Origin of the sequence: Bradyrhizobium sp. Arg816 (genome assembly GCF_029989365.1) — a bacterium.
Lineage (GTDB): Bacteria > Pseudomonadota > Alphaproteobacteria > Rhizobiales > Xanthobacteraceae > Bradyrhizobium.
Genome location: NZ_JAPRAQ010000044.1, coordinates 17,932 through 32,579, shown reverse-complemented (window position 1 = coordinate 32,579; position 14,648 = coordinate 17,932). Strand labels below are relative to the sequence as shown.

At 57.5% G+C, this 14,648-nt stretch carries 11 protein-coding genes and 1 pseudogene; 1 reads left to right on the top strand and 11 read right to left on the bottom strand.

What is annotated here, in order from left to right; translation table 11 throughout:
* Nucleotides 1-128: 128 nt before the first annotated feature.
* Nucleotides 129-617: pseudogene (locus OWC48_RS44485) on the bottom strand (acyltransferase family protein); the annotation flags it as partial.
* Nucleotides 618-1,186: 569 nt separating this feature from the next.
* On the opposite strand from OWC48_RS44485, the gene OWC48_RS44480 reads away from it, so the two are divergent.
* The gene (locus tag OWC48_RS44480; RefSeq protein WP_282525700.1) at nucleotides 1,187-1,366 is read left to right on the top strand and encodes a hypothetical protein; all 180 of its coding nucleotides are present in this window, start codon (nucleotides 1,187-1,189) and stop codon (nucleotides 1,364-1,366) included.
* Between the two features lie 454 nt (nucleotides 1,367-1,820).
* Here OWC48_RS44480 and OWC48_RS44475 read toward each other — a convergent pair whose 3' ends face one another.
* The 10 genes from OWC48_RS44475 to OWC48_RS44430 all read right to left on the bottom strand — a co-directional run bounded on the left by OWC48_RS44475 (nucleotide 1,821) and on the right by OWC48_RS44430 (nucleotide 13,492).
* Entirely contained in the window at nucleotides 1,821-3,137 is a 1,317-nt protein-coding gene (locus OWC48_RS44475) for a peptide ligase PGM1-related protein (RefSeq protein WP_282525699.1), read from the bottom strand.
* Nucleotides 3,122-3,502, bottom strand: coding sequence for an AMP-binding protein (locus OWC48_RS44470; RefSeq protein WP_282525698.1), 381 nt, complete (start codon nucleotides 3,500-3,502; stop codon nucleotides 3,122-3,124). Before OWC48_RS44470 ends, OWC48_RS44475 begins: the two co-directional genes overlap by 16 nt.
* A gap of 147 nt (nucleotides 3,503-3,649) precedes the next feature.
* Entirely contained in the window at nucleotides 3,650-3,913 is a 264-nt protein-coding gene (locus OWC48_RS44465) for a hypothetical protein (protein ID WP_282525697.1), read from the bottom strand.
* 976 nt (nucleotides 3,914-4,889) lie between these two features.
* The gene (locus OWC48_RS44460) at nucleotides 4,890-6,047 is read right to left on the bottom strand and encodes a M20 family metallopeptidase (RefSeq protein ID WP_282525696.1); all 1,158 of its coding nucleotides are present in this window, start codon (nucleotides 6,045-6,047) and stop codon (nucleotides 4,890-4,892) included.
* 993 nt (nucleotides 6,048-7,040) lie between these two features.
* The gene (locus tag OWC48_RS44455) at nucleotides 7,041-8,174 is read right to left on the bottom strand and encodes a PLP-dependent aminotransferase family protein (protein WP_282525695.1); all 1,134 of its coding nucleotides are present in this window, start codon (nucleotides 8,172-8,174) and stop codon (nucleotides 7,041-7,043) included.
* Nucleotides 8,175-8,193: 19 nt separating this feature from the next.
* The gene (locus tag OWC48_RS44450; protein ID WP_282525694.1) at nucleotides 8,194-9,771 is read right to left on the bottom strand and encodes a class I tRNA ligase family protein; all 1,578 of its coding nucleotides are present in this window, start codon (nucleotides 9,769-9,771) and stop codon (nucleotides 8,194-8,196) included.
* Between the two features lies 1 nt (nucleotide 9,772).
* Nucleotides 9,773-10,102, bottom strand: coding sequence for a cupin domain-containing protein (locus tag OWC48_RS44445; protein ID WP_282525693.1), 330 nt, complete (start codon nucleotides 10,100-10,102; stop codon nucleotides 9,773-9,775).
* Nucleotides 10,103-10,126: 24 nt separating this feature from the next.
* Nucleotides 10,127-10,906 (bottom strand): phytanoyl-CoA dioxygenase family protein, encoded by a 780-nt coding sequence (locus OWC48_RS44440; protein ID WP_282525692.1) that lies wholly within the window; start codon nucleotides 10,904-10,906, stop codon nucleotides 10,127-10,129.
* Nucleotides 10,896-12,176: an MFS transporter gene (locus OWC48_RS44435; RefSeq protein WP_282525691.1), complete on the bottom strand. Its 1,281-nt coding sequence runs from the start codon at nucleotides 12,174-12,176 to the stop codon at nucleotides 10,896-10,898. The genes OWC48_RS44440 and OWC48_RS44435 overlap by 11 nt, the downstream gene beginning before the upstream one ends.
* Nucleotides 12,173-13,492, bottom strand: a complete 1,320-nt coding sequence (locus tag OWC48_RS44430) for a lysine N(6)-hydroxylase/L-ornithine N(5)-oxygenase family protein (protein WP_282525690.1) — start codon at nucleotides 13,490-13,492, stop codon at nucleotides 12,173-12,175. The genes OWC48_RS44435 and OWC48_RS44430 overlap by 4 nt, the downstream gene beginning before the upstream one ends.
* Nucleotides 13,493-14,648 lie beyond the last annotated feature (1,156 nt).

Here is a 14,648-nt window from a genome sequence, read left to right as displayed (position 1 = left end):
TCCTGCCTCGTGCTCCCGCAGCACCGCAATGATCCGCTCTTCCGTGAACCTCGACTGCTTCATCTCCGTCTCCCTCAAGGTGGACGGATTCTACCCATTTTTGGAGGAAGTTCAGGGGCTCAGGTCAATACGAACAAGATCCAGGGCGAGCAATGATCGAAGCTCGAAAGAATTTTAACGAGAAGAAAACAAACGAACGCTGCCCAGATGAACCAGTACGTGCCGGCGACATCGTATAGAAATGGCAAAATGTCGCCCGATGCGTCAGGCGCGCGGGGGAGCACAGCCCACTTTGCTGTCTCCAGGAGAGCGTACCAAAACAGCATGGGCAGCAAGAGCTGCATCGCCCGATCGCCGACGGCTTGCGCTAACGACTTTCGCAACAGCGCGCGGCAAGCAAGATATCCGCTTATCGCCATAAAGAGAGGCATGTGGAACATGTAGATGCATTTGAAGCATGGCGAATCCCAGAAGCCTTCATTTCGGTAGAGGATATACTGGATGAGGTGACCGACGATCACCAAAATGATCAGCACTCCTTTGGCGAAATCCAAAGCTAGATCGCGATCGTTCGCCTCTGGCGCACCAGGCGCAGTCGATCCGGTTAAATTTCGCAATGTTCAATCATTCGCTGCTGCAGCTGTGCCCCATGGGGATCGATCCGACCGATCATTGTGGAGGCAATTGCCATCTAGAGGCTACGCTCCTACGGCTGGGCACCAATGTTCAATTATACGGAGGCGGGTGATCGGTATAAAGAAAGAGGGAACGAGTTATACGAGGGTTTGCCGTTTCAAGTCCACCTCACTACGATCGGCTTGCAGATCGAGCGGTCACCTTGCTGGGTTGCAACCTACTGCAAGGACTCTCAGTTGTGGCAATACCTGAGCCGATCATCAAGGACCTAAACGCCTCTCACCGAAGGATTCGACCTTACCAGCACGAATGGCCAGCGTCAGCGAAGCGACGTTGTTGGCGAGCTCTCCACATCGTTTTGACGCTTGCCATCGTCTGCACGTCGGGCTGTGGGCGCTTGAGCACGAGCGAATTCAAACTGTTGCGCTTACCCACCTGACGCCCAGCTCGCGGCTGTGCATCCGACCTCGTTCCACGGACGCCGCAGCGGGCCTCTGCTCGGCGTCACGGAATGGCTGGGCGATGAGCATATCACGGCCGACTACGCCTCGTGGAAGAAGAGTTGCAACGGAACGAGCCGGATCTCGCCGCCCAGACCCGATTCGTTCAACCTGCGCAAGCCCAGCTGCTGCGCTTGATCCCGAGCCAGAGCGACGGCGTACAAGCCTTCCAGCAGATCGTCAATGATCAGGACGGCAACGATACCGCCAACTCCTGTTCGTGCCTGTGAACGATGCTGGCGTTACCGGCGGCTGCGCCCACTGGTCACTTCTGCTGCTTGATCGGCGCGTGCCTACCGCGCCGGTTGCCTATACTATGACTCCGCCGGGTCTTCCAACAGTACCGTTGCAGAACAGCTCGCAGCCCTCCTGCAAGCGGCCAGCATGGCCCGGCAGCAGAACGGCTATCTTTGCGGGGTCTACGTGGTAGACGCGACGCGAGCGCTGATTGGACGATTGGCGCAAGGCGAGCGGCCAGACAATGGGCCGCCGCACCTCGAGCACCTCATCGCCGATCGGCCAGCACTTCAGGAGCGACTTAAGGGTGGTCGCGATTGGGGCTGACAGAGCTCGAGCGAGACGAGGCGGACATTCACGTCGCGTGGTCAGGTACCGCGCGCGATCGAAAGCAGGGACAAGTTCCGATGAATTGAGCGGTTGAAGATATGGTCGTTGGGATCTCAATCAAACCATTCGCAGTAGCTGGTGCTGCAGATCGCGGGCCGCGGGCCTATCGCGCGCAATCACAAGGCACTCCGCCGTGCCAGCCTCTTGGTCGGCGGCAAGCGGGATCACGCCCTCCTTGCGTGTGCGGTCGAACAGAAATCCTCCCTTGACCAAGCGATCATGCGCTGTTTGGAGAGATCCTGATCGAACATTTCTTACGGATAAAATAACGTTGCAACCGGAATAGTCGAAGCCCAGCAGCCGGACGGCAATGCTGTGTAACACCGAGCCGCCACCCCAACGGCCGTTCGCTTCATTAAACAGCAACCGTCCGTCATCAGCGAAAATGGCGTCAATGTTGATCATTCCGCGATATCCCAGGTTTCGCGCAAGCGCCACAAATCGGTAGGCATGCGCCTGGGCAGTCAACCATTGCTCGTTCCCCAGGTCGCTTGGAAGCTCAAGTCCTGTCCAGATCAGAGCTCTTTCAGATTGATCCGTGCTTTTACGCAGACGTATGTTTCCGCTGTTCATGAAAACGATTGGACCATCATCCTCGATTTCATACTCGAGATAGAACAAAGACTTGGCCAGGTGGTACGACTCCACGACCAGCGTCTTACACGATGCCGTTGTCATCTCAGACCAAAGCGCGTCAGGATCAAACGACGGCCATGGAACTCGCCGGGTATCTCTTGCCCCAGGTAGTGGATCGCTTTCATTGCCGGTCAGGATGACATTTCCGACTCCACCGGCTCCATTGTCCAGCTTTACAATGACGCTGCCGGTCTCGGTTCTGAGGGAAGTGATTGCTCTGAATAGTTCGTTCGAGTCCGTCGTGACAGATCCATTGGGCAGCGGAAGTGCGACGCTTGTCGCCAATTGACGGAAGTGGCTCTTGCGGTTCAACAGATCAGGCCCTCGCTGCAGAGCGAAGTCGTCGCCGGTCTGCGGTATGCCCAGCTTGGCCGCCAGGCGTGCGACGCCTTCAGTAGAGTAGCAGGGATATAATCGCCAGGTTGATTTCTGACGAATATGTCTGTTGATTCGCTCAACAACAGTCTTGGACAGGAGTGTGCAATCATCAAGCACCGGCGTTTGGCCGCCGCCTTGAGGTACAAGCAGACAGAGACTCGATGCGTCGAAATCGAGCGTCGCGCCAATGAAGGATAGCAGATCCGCCGGGATGACTACCGGGGAGACTATCAGGTCACCCTCCTGAGCAAACCACGCTGAACGGTATGCCGAGTTGGCGGCCAGCGAAAGTTGAGCTGGTGTCAGATCGGCGCCCGACATTTGAGCCGTACCGGCATTCATGATCAGGATCCGCGGCATCCGCGACCTCCGGGCATTTGGACGCGATCGGACAGGGATCGTGATGCAACAATGCTGAACTTGCTGCGTCGTGGTGAGGCACTGAGCGAAGCTTGATTTCGCGCCGTCCTGCTCCGAGAGAGGATAGGTCGGTGCTTTCGCATCGACCATTGGATCCCCAGATAATTCGGCCTGCTGAAGCTGAGGATCGCGATCCGGTCTCCCCTCCGGACGCCGAGCTGGCTCTGAAGGCGAGCGATCCGCGCAGTCTGTCGGTTGAGGCTGACGTAACTGAGAATCTGCCCTTCGAAATGGATCGCAGTTTTGTCGGGAGCATACGCAGCGTTTCGCTCGATCAGGCTGCAGAGATCCAACTCGTTATTCATGGACGTCAGACCCGCACAGTACGTTTGTCGCGACGTGCTTTCGCCGCAACCCGGAATTGCTTGGCGAGGTCCCGATCACATGCTTCGGTTGGCCCTTGTACAGGCTATGATCACACGGCCTTGGTAGGACCCGGTTTTTGATCGTTCTCATGGGTTGCGAACAATAGATACTGCTTGAGGGAACTCGGCCGATTGATGACTCTCTCTGTGCTGCTGGGCGGCGGTCGTGTGCATCTGTCCGTAGTGATAGACACACCACGAAGACAGTTTCTTGCCGCGTCTTTGATATACAGGCTCGCCGCACATATAGGCCTCTCTGGCGTCTCCATCTTTGAAGCCGATGACGCAACGGCATTGGCCTTCAATATGGTGGATCAACAGGACCTTCTTGACGCCGTCGGGCTCTTTCAACTTGCTGCTCCATAATGCCAAGCAATATCTTCCGATGCCGCGCTGGTCACGCGGAGCGACAATTGCAGCTCAGGCTCTTTGAAAACCTGGGCAGGCCCGCCGTCTGTCGCACCTTTGCGCGATGGAAATGCCTTGCCACCACGGGAAAGCAGTTTGAACCGAGCGGAAGGCCCGGTTCGGCGAACTGATTTTGGCGCGATGTCGCGCCAGAGGAGGGGCTTGGTTCAGAGCCGGGAAGCAGCGTTCCCCACTTAGGGGTTTCGGATGGAGGTCTATGTCGGTCAATTTCGTCGGCTCTCTGGTGCCCCGGCCCAGAACAGCCACATAGTCTCGCTTCGGGAATGGCGAGCCATTCAAAGCTACGTTCGAGCCGTAGCGCCGCAATCGGGACTTGCTGCAGAGCCCTTCCGACCGATCCGCCACGGGGGATGAGGATCATGACCGACCATGGGGACGGGGATCTGACCAGCTGAGACATTCGCAATCCTTCACAATCCCGGCGGCAGACCGAGATAGGTGCCCACCTCAAGACCGTACAACTTAACGTTACGTCCGATTCAAGCCCTTTTATGCAGCCGTGTGAACGTGGCCAAGCTCGAATCGGGCCGCCGGTCGGTCTAGTGTCGCACGCCTTCAGCGCTGCGATTTGCGTCAGGAAAGTTCGTTTCCCTTTGAGATCAGGGTCGCTGCCGATCCCATTGTCGGAAACGCTCGCCCTTTTGCGACCAAGTGCTCGCTACCTTTGCAGCCGATTGCCCGCCTGACTTCCGCTGCCGTCATTGGATAGCTCAGTCACTTCTATCCGATGCTGACCCTGCAATGCCAAATCCGGCATCCGACGGATAGTTTTCGATGAGGTCGGTCTGACGGGGGCGCAGCCTGTAGCCCTTGGGGGAGGGCGAGTAACGATCCTGCGAATGTGCCGGCGGCGTCATCAAACGCACGTCGCGGTCACTGACTTCGCCTGGCGCCGGGATTATCGCAGCGTCTGATACATGCGGTACAGCAACCGCGCGCGAGGTTCAATCGACGAGATGTAGAGTTGCTCATAATGCGTATGCGCGCCTTTGCCGTCGACGCCAAGGCCATCAAGGGTCGCGGTATGCGGCGCGGTGAAATTGCTGTCGGAGCCGCCGCCGCTGAACGCGTCGAGCAGCTCGAAGCCAAGTTCGGCGGCGAGCGTTTTGGCGTGTGCGTAAAGTGCGGCACCGGCGCTGGTCTTCTCATATGGCGGACGGTTCAATTCGCCTGATACCTTCACGCTGACGCCCTCGGTGCGCGAGCTGATGCCGAGAATCTTCGGCACCAGCTCGTCGGCATGGGCCATGGTCGGGACGCGCATGTCGACTTGCGCATAGGCCAGCTCCGCGACCACGTTGGGCCTGGTGCCGCCGCGGACGACGCCGACATTGACGGTGATACCACGCGTGAGATCGTTCATCGCCTCCAGCGTCTGAATCACATGGGCGAGTTCCCGGATCGCGCTGCGGCCGTCCCCGGGGCGCGTACCTGCATGCGCGGGAGTGCCCTTGATGAATACGTCAAAGCGCGCAACGCCCTTGCGCCCCGTGATGACCTTGCCCCCGTCTCGCGCCGGCTCGGTCACCAGTACGTATTTGGCCTTGCGGCCCTCGGCCTCGATCAGCGCGCGCGAGGTTGGGCTGCCGATCTCTTCGTCCGACACGTAGAGCTGGGTGATGCCGAGCGGCGGGCGTGCATCAACGGCGCAGATTTGCCGGAATGCGTGATAGGCGAGGTAGGCACCGCCTTTCATGTCGTAGATGCCGGGGCCGAACGCACGGTTGCCCTCGATATTGAATGGTAGCCGTTCGATGGATCCCATCGGATGAACTGTGTCGAGATGGCTCAACACTAGAATGCCCGGTACGCCCTGCCCCCAAGAAGAGCGGGTGACCAAATGATCGCCGCAGCCGTCACGCCCCGCAACGCGCTCGACGCTGGCCGGCAGGTCGCGATAACCTGCTGCGACAACATCAACCAGTTTGTTGATCTGATCCGGCCGCTCCGTCGGAGATTCGATCAGGACCCAGCGGCGAATGCCATCGAGAATCTGGGCGATCTCGAACGCGTTGCTGGACAAAGTTGTCTGACGCCTTTGAACTCGAATTGTCATCGCTTCTGCAAGATGATGACATCACCATGTACTCACATCAGAATGGAGCCCGAAGATCTAGAGAAGCGCCAACCGTTGCGACCCGGGGCGTGCCTCTGCACCCGATCCTGCTGCGGCAACGATGCTACTCACCTGTCGATCACAACTGATCTACCAAAGCTGGTAGTTTTCGACGGGATTATGCAGCCGAGGCCGTACTGGACTTGGACGTTCTGGTGAGCAGTTGTCGATGTCCCTTTAATCGTAGACTGGCGCAACGTTGAATCTCTTCCGCAAGAGATTTTCGCGACGCCACCAGGTCCGGTGCGTGCGCAGCAGTCGGTCTGCAACGTAAGCTGTGATCTCGACCCCGAAACGTCGCTTGGCGTCGTTCGTGAGTTGTCGCTGTGTCGGTTCATCAGGCGACGCCGTAGCAACGGCAAGCTCGGAGGCGTGCGGTTCAGAGAGCTGACTGCTCGGTCTTTCAAGCGCAGCTGCCGACCTTCAAGAGTTTGCGGACTCGTTCCAGATTTCGTGAACTGAGTGACAGCCAGAAGTCAGGAATGTGAGGCGGTGGTCAATGCATCCTGGTCTCGGGGAGCAAGCTTTGAGCGGCTGCTGCCGTAATCAGCACACCGAACCGCGCCGGACTAACGAGCGGAGTGCGCGGCCGGCGAACCCGGCTGCTCACGAGCTTGCAGCCCAGCTCTCGGTTCGCCGCGATGAACTTTAAGTAGCTTGCAAAGATGCGGTAAATCGGGACCGTATACTCTGCCTCCAGTGCGTGGGAACGAAGCGCCCCTTATACAGCTCGAACATTTCTCCGAAGCGTCGGACGAGTGACGGGCAGGTCGGTTAGGGCGCACCAAGGCGACCTTGCCGGCCGGCAACAAAGCAGGACAGCGACTTCGTGTGTCCGCGTAAGCTCGCTCTCTTCAGAAGTGGTGGCGCTGGGAGCTGGACCTAGGACCCCTTCTCAGATGGGAAAACTCTGCTGAAACATACCACGCGCGTCTAGAGGTTAGCATGCAAGTTACCTAAGCGCTCCAGCCCCTGCTCAATGAGAGATATTGGAAGATAACTGAAACACAGGCGCACGTGACCGCCACTTCGTGGGCCATAGTTCCGACCATTTATAAGGTGCACGTCGTGCTCGCGGCTTGCAGCTTCAATAAACCTCTCCGGATCCGTACCCGCGGTAAGCCGTACCCAGAGCGAGAAGCCCCCGCTTGGCACACTATATTCCGGCTCGCAAATCCGGCTGCGCTGCAATAACCTATGTAGGCCGTCTCGCTTCGCTCGGTAGTGCTCGCGCAAGCGTGTTATGTGCGAGTCAAGAGCGCTCGATTGCAATAATCCCAAAACGACATTACTTAGAACCGGACTTACGCCGCCGTCGCGTTTGAGGTGCGCAAGCCTGTTGATAATGTCCGACTCCGCGAGCACCCAGCCTACCCGTAGTCCCGGTCCGGCAACTTTTGAGATGCTATGGACATTGATCACGTTGTCGCCCGGCGCTAACCAATGCACTGGACCGTTATAGGGCAACTCAGCGTAGACAAGATCCTGCACCAAGAGAGCGCCACTGCGGGCCAGCAGTGCCGCCAATTTGGCCACATAATCGCACGACATCTGGTGCCCGGTTGGATTATGAAATGCTGGCATCGTGTAGAAAAGCTTCACCCGGGCACTGGTCTGCAGCATTGCCTCAACTTCGTTCAGATCCACTCCCTCTGCGGCCAGACCTAGCTGGACCACGGTTGCACCCGCGATCGAAAACGTACGCAGTGCACCCAAGTAGGAGGGGTCTTCCGTCAGGACCACGTCACCGGGGTCAATCCAGCCATCGGCAAGTAATTGTAAGGCCTGTGAAGCTCCACCCGTAAGCATGACTTGGTCACGCCGCACACCGTACCTCAGTGCGAGCTTTGTACGAAGTTCGGGCAAACCCGCCGCATCCGTATACTGCGGCAGATCGGCGGGAGCCACACCTGTACGTCCGTCAAACGCGTCTGGCCACGGCAGTTCTGCAAACATCACCGGGTCGGGCAGCGCGTAGCCGAAATTGATACCATGCGTCGCACTTGAGGAGTTGAACGGCGCAAAACCCTGAGCGACAGCGCTGCGTTTTGAGATGCGCGTAGTCATGGCTTCGTCATTCGGATCTTCATGATCGCCAAATCTGTTCTTTGCGAAAGCGCTTATTGTACTCCGAGGCAAAGCTTGCGGGTATTGGCGTGCTGAACCGGGGAAAGTCCACCGAGGCCTTTGGCTGGGCTGCTACGGCCGATGTCTCGAGGGACGGCCGCCACGCGCCGCCAAAGTAGTGCTGGCCGTAGCCCACCGCTAGCTCAGGTACTACGGGATAGAGTAGGCTCAGGAACAGCGAGACCTGCGCAGCATTCCATGTCCAACCCTTTGCATGTGCGAAGCCAGCTAGCTCGAAGTACCTGTCGATGATATCAAGCGCATCCCAGAAACGCAGTGCCGTGACCGCATCGGCGTAATCTTCAGCGAAGCGGCGGAAAGTCGGGGAGAGTTCGGTGCTCTCTACCGTGCGTGCACTTTCTGCATACCGCCGTAACGCATCTTCCCAGGCCCGAATGCGTGAGGCTGCCGAGATGAGCCCGTCGAGATCAAAATCGTTTGCGTCGGTTCCAAACGGCTTGGCCACTCGCGCCAGTGCATAACGGAGTACGTTTGGCCCCACTTCGCGCGCCACTTCATCGGCCCAAAGAGCATGATCACGACTGGTGGAAAACTTCTCGCCGGCCAGCTTGTAGAAATCCTGGACGGAGTGATTTTTTGGAATCGGGTAGCCGCGCGCGAGCAGAGCGCCGGCCACACCTAGCGTGTAATAGAAGCGATTATCTTGCCCCATGAAGAAGAGAAGCTCGCTGTTCTGGTCGTGCAACGTCGCGTTTGCGTCCAAACCTGAGCGGGCGCATTGCTCGCGAATTCCGGTGTCAAAGCACCAGAGGCCCTCAAACCATGTAAGCAACGTTTGACCGATCAGAGAGTCAGGCTGTTTTAACTCCACTCCGTGCCTGAAATGGCGGGTCATCGGCAAGCCGCGCACCTCCCGGTGTAGCCAAGCGCGCGCCTTGGCGCGTATCGGCTCGGGCCATGCGCTTTCTCCAATGGATTCGTGCAGTTGGCGAGCGAGACGTGGCATGTCGAACACGGCCTGCCTGATGGGTCTTAGCACAAGATTGCGGCCGCAGGTAACGTGCCGTGCGTCGCGGATTGTGTCGTGCTGAAGAGCCAGCCCGCAGTTCTCACACAGGTTGCTGTCGCAAGGCGATGAGCAAGCCGGGCAACGGCCAGTTGCGAGCGAGTCCGTAACGAGCTCATCGCAATGTTCGCAATACAGTTGGACGCCCTGCCGTACGTCGACGTAGCCGGCCACTTGCAGCTCGCGGAATATCGCTAGCGAATTTTCCTTGTGAATCGCGCTGGATGTGCGCACGAACACATCAGGCGTAATTTGCACGGCATGCAAACACTCTAAGATCTGGTGAACGTATTGTTCTGCGACCTCGCTAAAGGATCGGCCGAGCTTTCGTGCCGTTTCGAGCGTATGTGTGCCGTGCTCGTCTGAGCCAGTGATGTAGTAGGCCCGATGGCCGGTCATGCGTTGAAAGCGGACGAAGATATCGGCGAGTAAATACACGCCGCCGATGTGGCCCAGATGTAGTTTGCCGTTAGGGCAAGGCGGCGCGGGACAGACAAAATAAGTGCGCACGTCAATCCCACCAGATCGAGATAAACTTGAGAGCGCTGTCTTGGCTGATATTGCGGATAGTGTGCGTCTGATGTGGCGACATGTAACACAAGGTCGTTTCGCTAACATCACGGACCTGACCGTCGACTTCGAATTCTCCACGACCAGAAATCAGCAGCCACAGTTCGTGCTCTTGATGATCGTGCGGGTCGACCGCATCGCCTGGAGCGAGCTCCACGACTGAAGCGCCAAATGCTGGGCTGAGACCCTCCGGGAGATGCTCCAAAAGGCGCCAGACCAGAACGCCGTATTCGGTTCGCATCAGAGAATGATCGGGCTGCGTCGTGTACACGTTGGTCTTCCTCAAACGTGGCTGTCAGTCGCGATAGAATATGCCATTGGGAAGCTTTAGGTTTTCAATATCCGCCACCGCTTCCTCTGGTGGGTTGTAGGCGCGCTTCATGCGGTTGTATTCGGTGCGTGTCGGCCCCCCAGTGGATGCGCGCTGGAATACCAAGTGAATCGCACGACGCGACCGATCGCTCTTGTTTGGCAAGGAGTAATGAGGCGCATAATCGTCGAAAATGAAAACATCGCCAGCTTTCAATTGCACCGGCTCCGATGTGAAGGTCTCGGCGATCTCCGGGTGAATCACGCCGCCGGCATCCATCGGAAACATTCCTTCCTTATGGCGAGCTGGCGTGAAGAAGAGCCCACCGTTACCCGGGTCGGAGTCGTCCACGGCGATGGATGCAATTGCGTGCACCATGCGTTCGGGTATCTTGTGCGGGATATGGTAGATGTCCTGATGAGGGCGGTATCCGCCGCTGTCCGGATACTTGAAGATCAGAAGCTCCTTCAACATCCGTGTCTTCTCATTCAAGAGTGTCTCGACCGCTATACGAATGCGCCCATCGGCCAGGAGCGCTTCCCGTAGAGGGGCATGGTAGTCTAAGAAGTTCTCGGCCTTGGAGATAATCTTCCGGCTGTCACTCGTCTTCTCGAACCACAACATCCACTTGTCGGCGCTTACATCCCAACGTGCAACTTCCTCAACGTAACGAGAGATCTTGTCGCGCGTGGCTGGATCGAAAAACTTTTCCAATCGAAGGTATCCATCCTTATGCCATTTCGATTGTTGTGCCTCAGTCAGCATGTGTGAGCTCCTTCCTGAGATGAGACGGATCAGTTGTGCTTTGCCCGAGGCGGGTTGCTAGGACCGCATTAAGAGCGGTCGTGCTCAATAGGCTCAGCAACATCACGTCAGGGCCGAACCCACGGACCAACTGCCCTCCGACCATGGGAAAGCCGAAGAGCCCGAGGAAGTATGCGAGGGTAAAGATCTGCGAGGTAGTGGGCACGGAGACGCCGTGCTCGCCGGCGAGATTGACGGCTATCGTGTTCAAGGTTGAATAACTTAACCCATAGCCGACGGCAAAGAGGACAGTGGCCGCAATATAGAGTGAGGTGCTGCCACCGTTGAGAAGGAACAGTACCAGAGACGCAGCGGTCAGTAGGATGAGCGTGAGCGCCAATCGGCGTAACGGCAGGTTGCCCATGAGGTGAGCGACTGAGAAGCGTAGTACCACGCTCGTAGCAGTAAAAACGAGAAAGAACAGATCGGAATTCAAGTGACGTGATGCGGAATACGCGCTCTGATATGTTGACAGCCCCGCGAACATGGAGGCTGAAATCGCAATCATGGCGATGGGGAGTGTTGTGCACTTCTGAAGCAGTGTCGTAGTCGCAGCCAATGTAATTGCGATATCCGGCATAGCCAGTGCCGATAGCCTCGACATCGCGCGTCTTGTAAGGTCTACGCAGGCGGCGGCGATCACGCACGCAATCGCAAGCACCGCATAAATCGTGGCCAGCGAACCAGTGTATTTTGCGAGCAAGTGACCAAGTGGAGCCGCTAGGCCGAGGCCAGCCATTTGTGATCCGGATAAGATCGTCAAATACTGAATACGGGCTGAGGGCCGTAGATGGCGGATGATCTGCAGCGGTGCCAGAATGAAGAACACTGACCAAGCAGCGCCTACCATTAGTCCCCCACCGTACGCCGCTCGCGTATCGAGGGCAGCGCCGGCAAAAGCCAGCATGGCTAACGCCATAAACAGCGATGCGACAGTCAACGTGGGTAATAGGCCTATCCACTTTGCCAGCCGCCCTGCCAAGCAACAGGAAACGAGAGTGGCAGCGACGCCGCTGGAAATAATAAGACCCGCGGCTCGACTATCCGTTTCGAGTGCATGCATGTAGTCCGGCAATAGAAAGCTAGTGCCGTAAGCAGCTGCAATGACAATGGAGGCAATCAAAAATGGTACAAAGGCGCGACAGTCGAGCGTGCCTGAAAGCTCGTCGGCGGCGTTGGCCGTTCCATCCGCAATCCGGCCCCGCAGCGGTGAGGTCGAGCCGCCGTTCATGTGCTACCCAATCCCTGTCGGGTTGATCGCATCGCAACCACTCCGGCGTCTCGTTCAGGCGTGTCCGAAGGTGCGTAAACCTGAATCATCTGCCTGTCGGATGTATTCAAATAGAACGGTCGGCCGAGGAGGCTATTAATAATTTGGCTGTTGCGGTACGCGACCAAAGATAGATTGGCGCTCTGCAATCCGTGCTGCACGCGGCTTTGATTTTGTAGATATATTGGTCCTGGCATGTGCCGACCGAAGCGGACTGCGTAGTCCGGGCCGAGTACGGGCAGGCCATCTTCCATGGACGCACCCTCGAGGAGGGCCTCCAAGAAGGGCGGCGTACGTGGCTGGAAACCTGTAGCAAGCACGATACGATCGACGAGGATGCAGCTATTTCGTTGCGTTGCGATCTCATCTAGATCTACTCGCCAGCGCTTTTTGTGGGACGTGATGTCTTTCACGACTACGCTGGACAGCACACGAAAACGGTCGGCCAGCGTGCCATCCACGCTGCGTTCGTACAGCATTTCATATAGGCGATTGCACAAATCGACAGAAATACCGTCGCTCGTAAGCATCTCGCCCTCGACTATGTCCCGGCGTTTCTGAAGCGGTAGAGCGTGAAAGCGACGGCTATAGGCGGGTGTGTAAGCCTCGTTCACAAAGCTGTTGTCGTCGATGGAAAACAAGTTCGAACGCGACGTCGCCCACGTGATCTGGGTGGATACAGAACGAGTAAGAATGTCCTCGATAATCTCAGCCCCGCTCTGACCACCTCCCACGACGAGCACATGCTCGGCTGCATGCGGTAGCTGCCGCTCGAGATAGTCGGCTGCATGGTAGACAGTGTCACATAGCAAAGTTCTGGCACAGGCGGGCATCTTGGGCTCTACGCCAACGCCCACAACAACAGCGCGCGCCAAGTATGTGGTTGTATTCGTGCTGATGCGGTAGCCGTCCCTAAACGGAACAACATCCGTGACGTCCTCGGAGAAGCGGAGCGTATTGAGTCGCCCTGCGACCCACCGGTAATACTCAATGAACTCCTGCCGGGACGTTGAAGCATTGCGCTTGTTGACAAAGCTGTAGAGCCGACCATGCAGTGCCAAATAGTTGAGGAATGAGTATGGGCTAGTAGGATCGACCAGGGTCACGCAATCCTTGAGCGGCGACACCTGCAGGCGACTGTTCGGCAGCGCAAGGCCTGGATGCCAGAAAAGTGCGTCTCGCTTCTCCAGGAAAAGTGCGCGGAGCGGAGTAGGTTCAATAAGCGCTGCAAGACTGAGGTTAAATGGGCCGATCCCAATTCCGATGACATCCAGCATGTCCACAGAGGTCTCTTTGAGCTCGTGTAAGTTCTTGTCCTTGGCGCTTGTGTAAATTCTGTCCGGGTCCGGGTGCTTCGCTTCATTACTGAAGCACGTTGGTGTGACTTGGGATGGGGCAGCGGCTTGGCCTGTAGCCGCGGGAGGCGTGGTGAATCGCGCGTCCGCAATAGCCGCGTCTTGCAAGCCGTCTGTTGGAACTGGCAACAGTCTCATCCGTGTGAACACTAAAGTCCGCCTGCGACAATCTTCATCCACCCCACTCCGGTGTTCTCTCTGCTCTTTAGCAACCGCCGTGCCACCCACAAAATCTCGACCGCGCCTTGTTGGACGAGAAGAACATGCCCACGTACAGCGTTTCGTGCGGAGTTGCTCCGGCAGCTCCTGTCGGATTTACGACATTGAGGCGGCAATCGGACATACACATACGGAATACGAAGTGCGCGGATCCCTGGCTGAGAAACCAACACACCGTGAATGCTCATCCATGCCGACGATTCAAATCACCACGATCTTTCCACACATTGTCAGCGCTTGAGGGCTCGCAAACCACTCGTCTGCCGTCGCACCAGGAGAGCTGCGTCGCGCCAGGCGGCTGCAGAGATCTTCAGCTCTGAAATGTTGGCAGTTTCTCAGGCAGTGGCGGTGGAGAGTTCCGCTTTACCGATTGCGGTGGCCTCTTTTGGGAGGTGGAAACGAGCTCCTTGTCCTCGGCAAACGGTTCGGAGCGAGCGCGCTTTGCTCCACCTGCACACTGGGTACAGTGTAAACGCGGGCTGCTGGCTCCCGCTATTCGGTCCCGGTTCTGGTCCGTGCGCCGCCCCCGAGTGACTGACGGGTTTTGCCGCGGGCCCGCGCTCCGATCCTTCACCACGCTCCTCAGCAACGTGGGTTACCAGCTGCTGCTCAAAGCTCACTTAGGCTCGCGCCGTGCGCCTGTTGCCCTACCGACACGGGATTTTCTGCTGCGCAAGCCTGGGGCAAATGGGTCAAACTGCGGAGGATTGAACTGCGAACCATCCATACCAATCTCAATTTGAAAGTATATGCTGCGGACGCCGGTCACGTTCCGTCTGTGACGCTCAGCCGGATCAACGTCCGAGTCCCGGCAAGACAACTTTCGAGAAGCGGAGCAGTCAGCAATAGCACGTCCGAA

What these genes read in the sequence shown, in the direction of transcription:
- OWC48_RS44475 (WP_282525699.1), bottom strand. Translation starts at nt 3,137, where the DNA reads ATGCCGCGGATCCTGATCATGAATGCCGGTACGGCTCAAATGTCGGGC.
- OWC48_RS44470 (WP_282525698.1), bottom strand. Translation starts at nt 3,502, where the DNA reads ATGAATAACGAGTTGGATCTCTGCAGCCTGATCGAGCGAAACGCTGCG.
- OWC48_RS44460 (WP_282525696.1), bottom strand. Translation starts at nt 6,047, where the DNA reads ATGACAATTCGAGTTCAAAGGCGTCAGACAACTTTGTCCAGCAACGCG.
- OWC48_RS44455 (WP_282525695.1), bottom strand. Translation starts at nt 8,174, where the DNA reads ATGACTACGCGCATCTCAAAACGCAGCGCTGTCGCTCAGGGTTTTGCG.
- OWC48_RS44440 (WP_282525692.1), bottom strand. Translation starts at nt 10,906, where the DNA reads ATGCTGACTGAGGCACAACAATCGAAATGGCATAAGGATGGATACCTT.
- OWC48_RS44435 (WP_282525691.1), bottom strand. Translation starts at nt 12,176, where the DNA reads ATGAACGGCGGCTCGACCTCACCGCTGCGGGGCCGGATTGCGGATGGA.
- OWC48_RS44430 (WP_282525690.1), bottom strand. Translation starts at nt 13,492, where the DNA reads ATGCTGGATGTCATCGGAATTGGGATCGGCCCATTTAACCTCAGTCTT.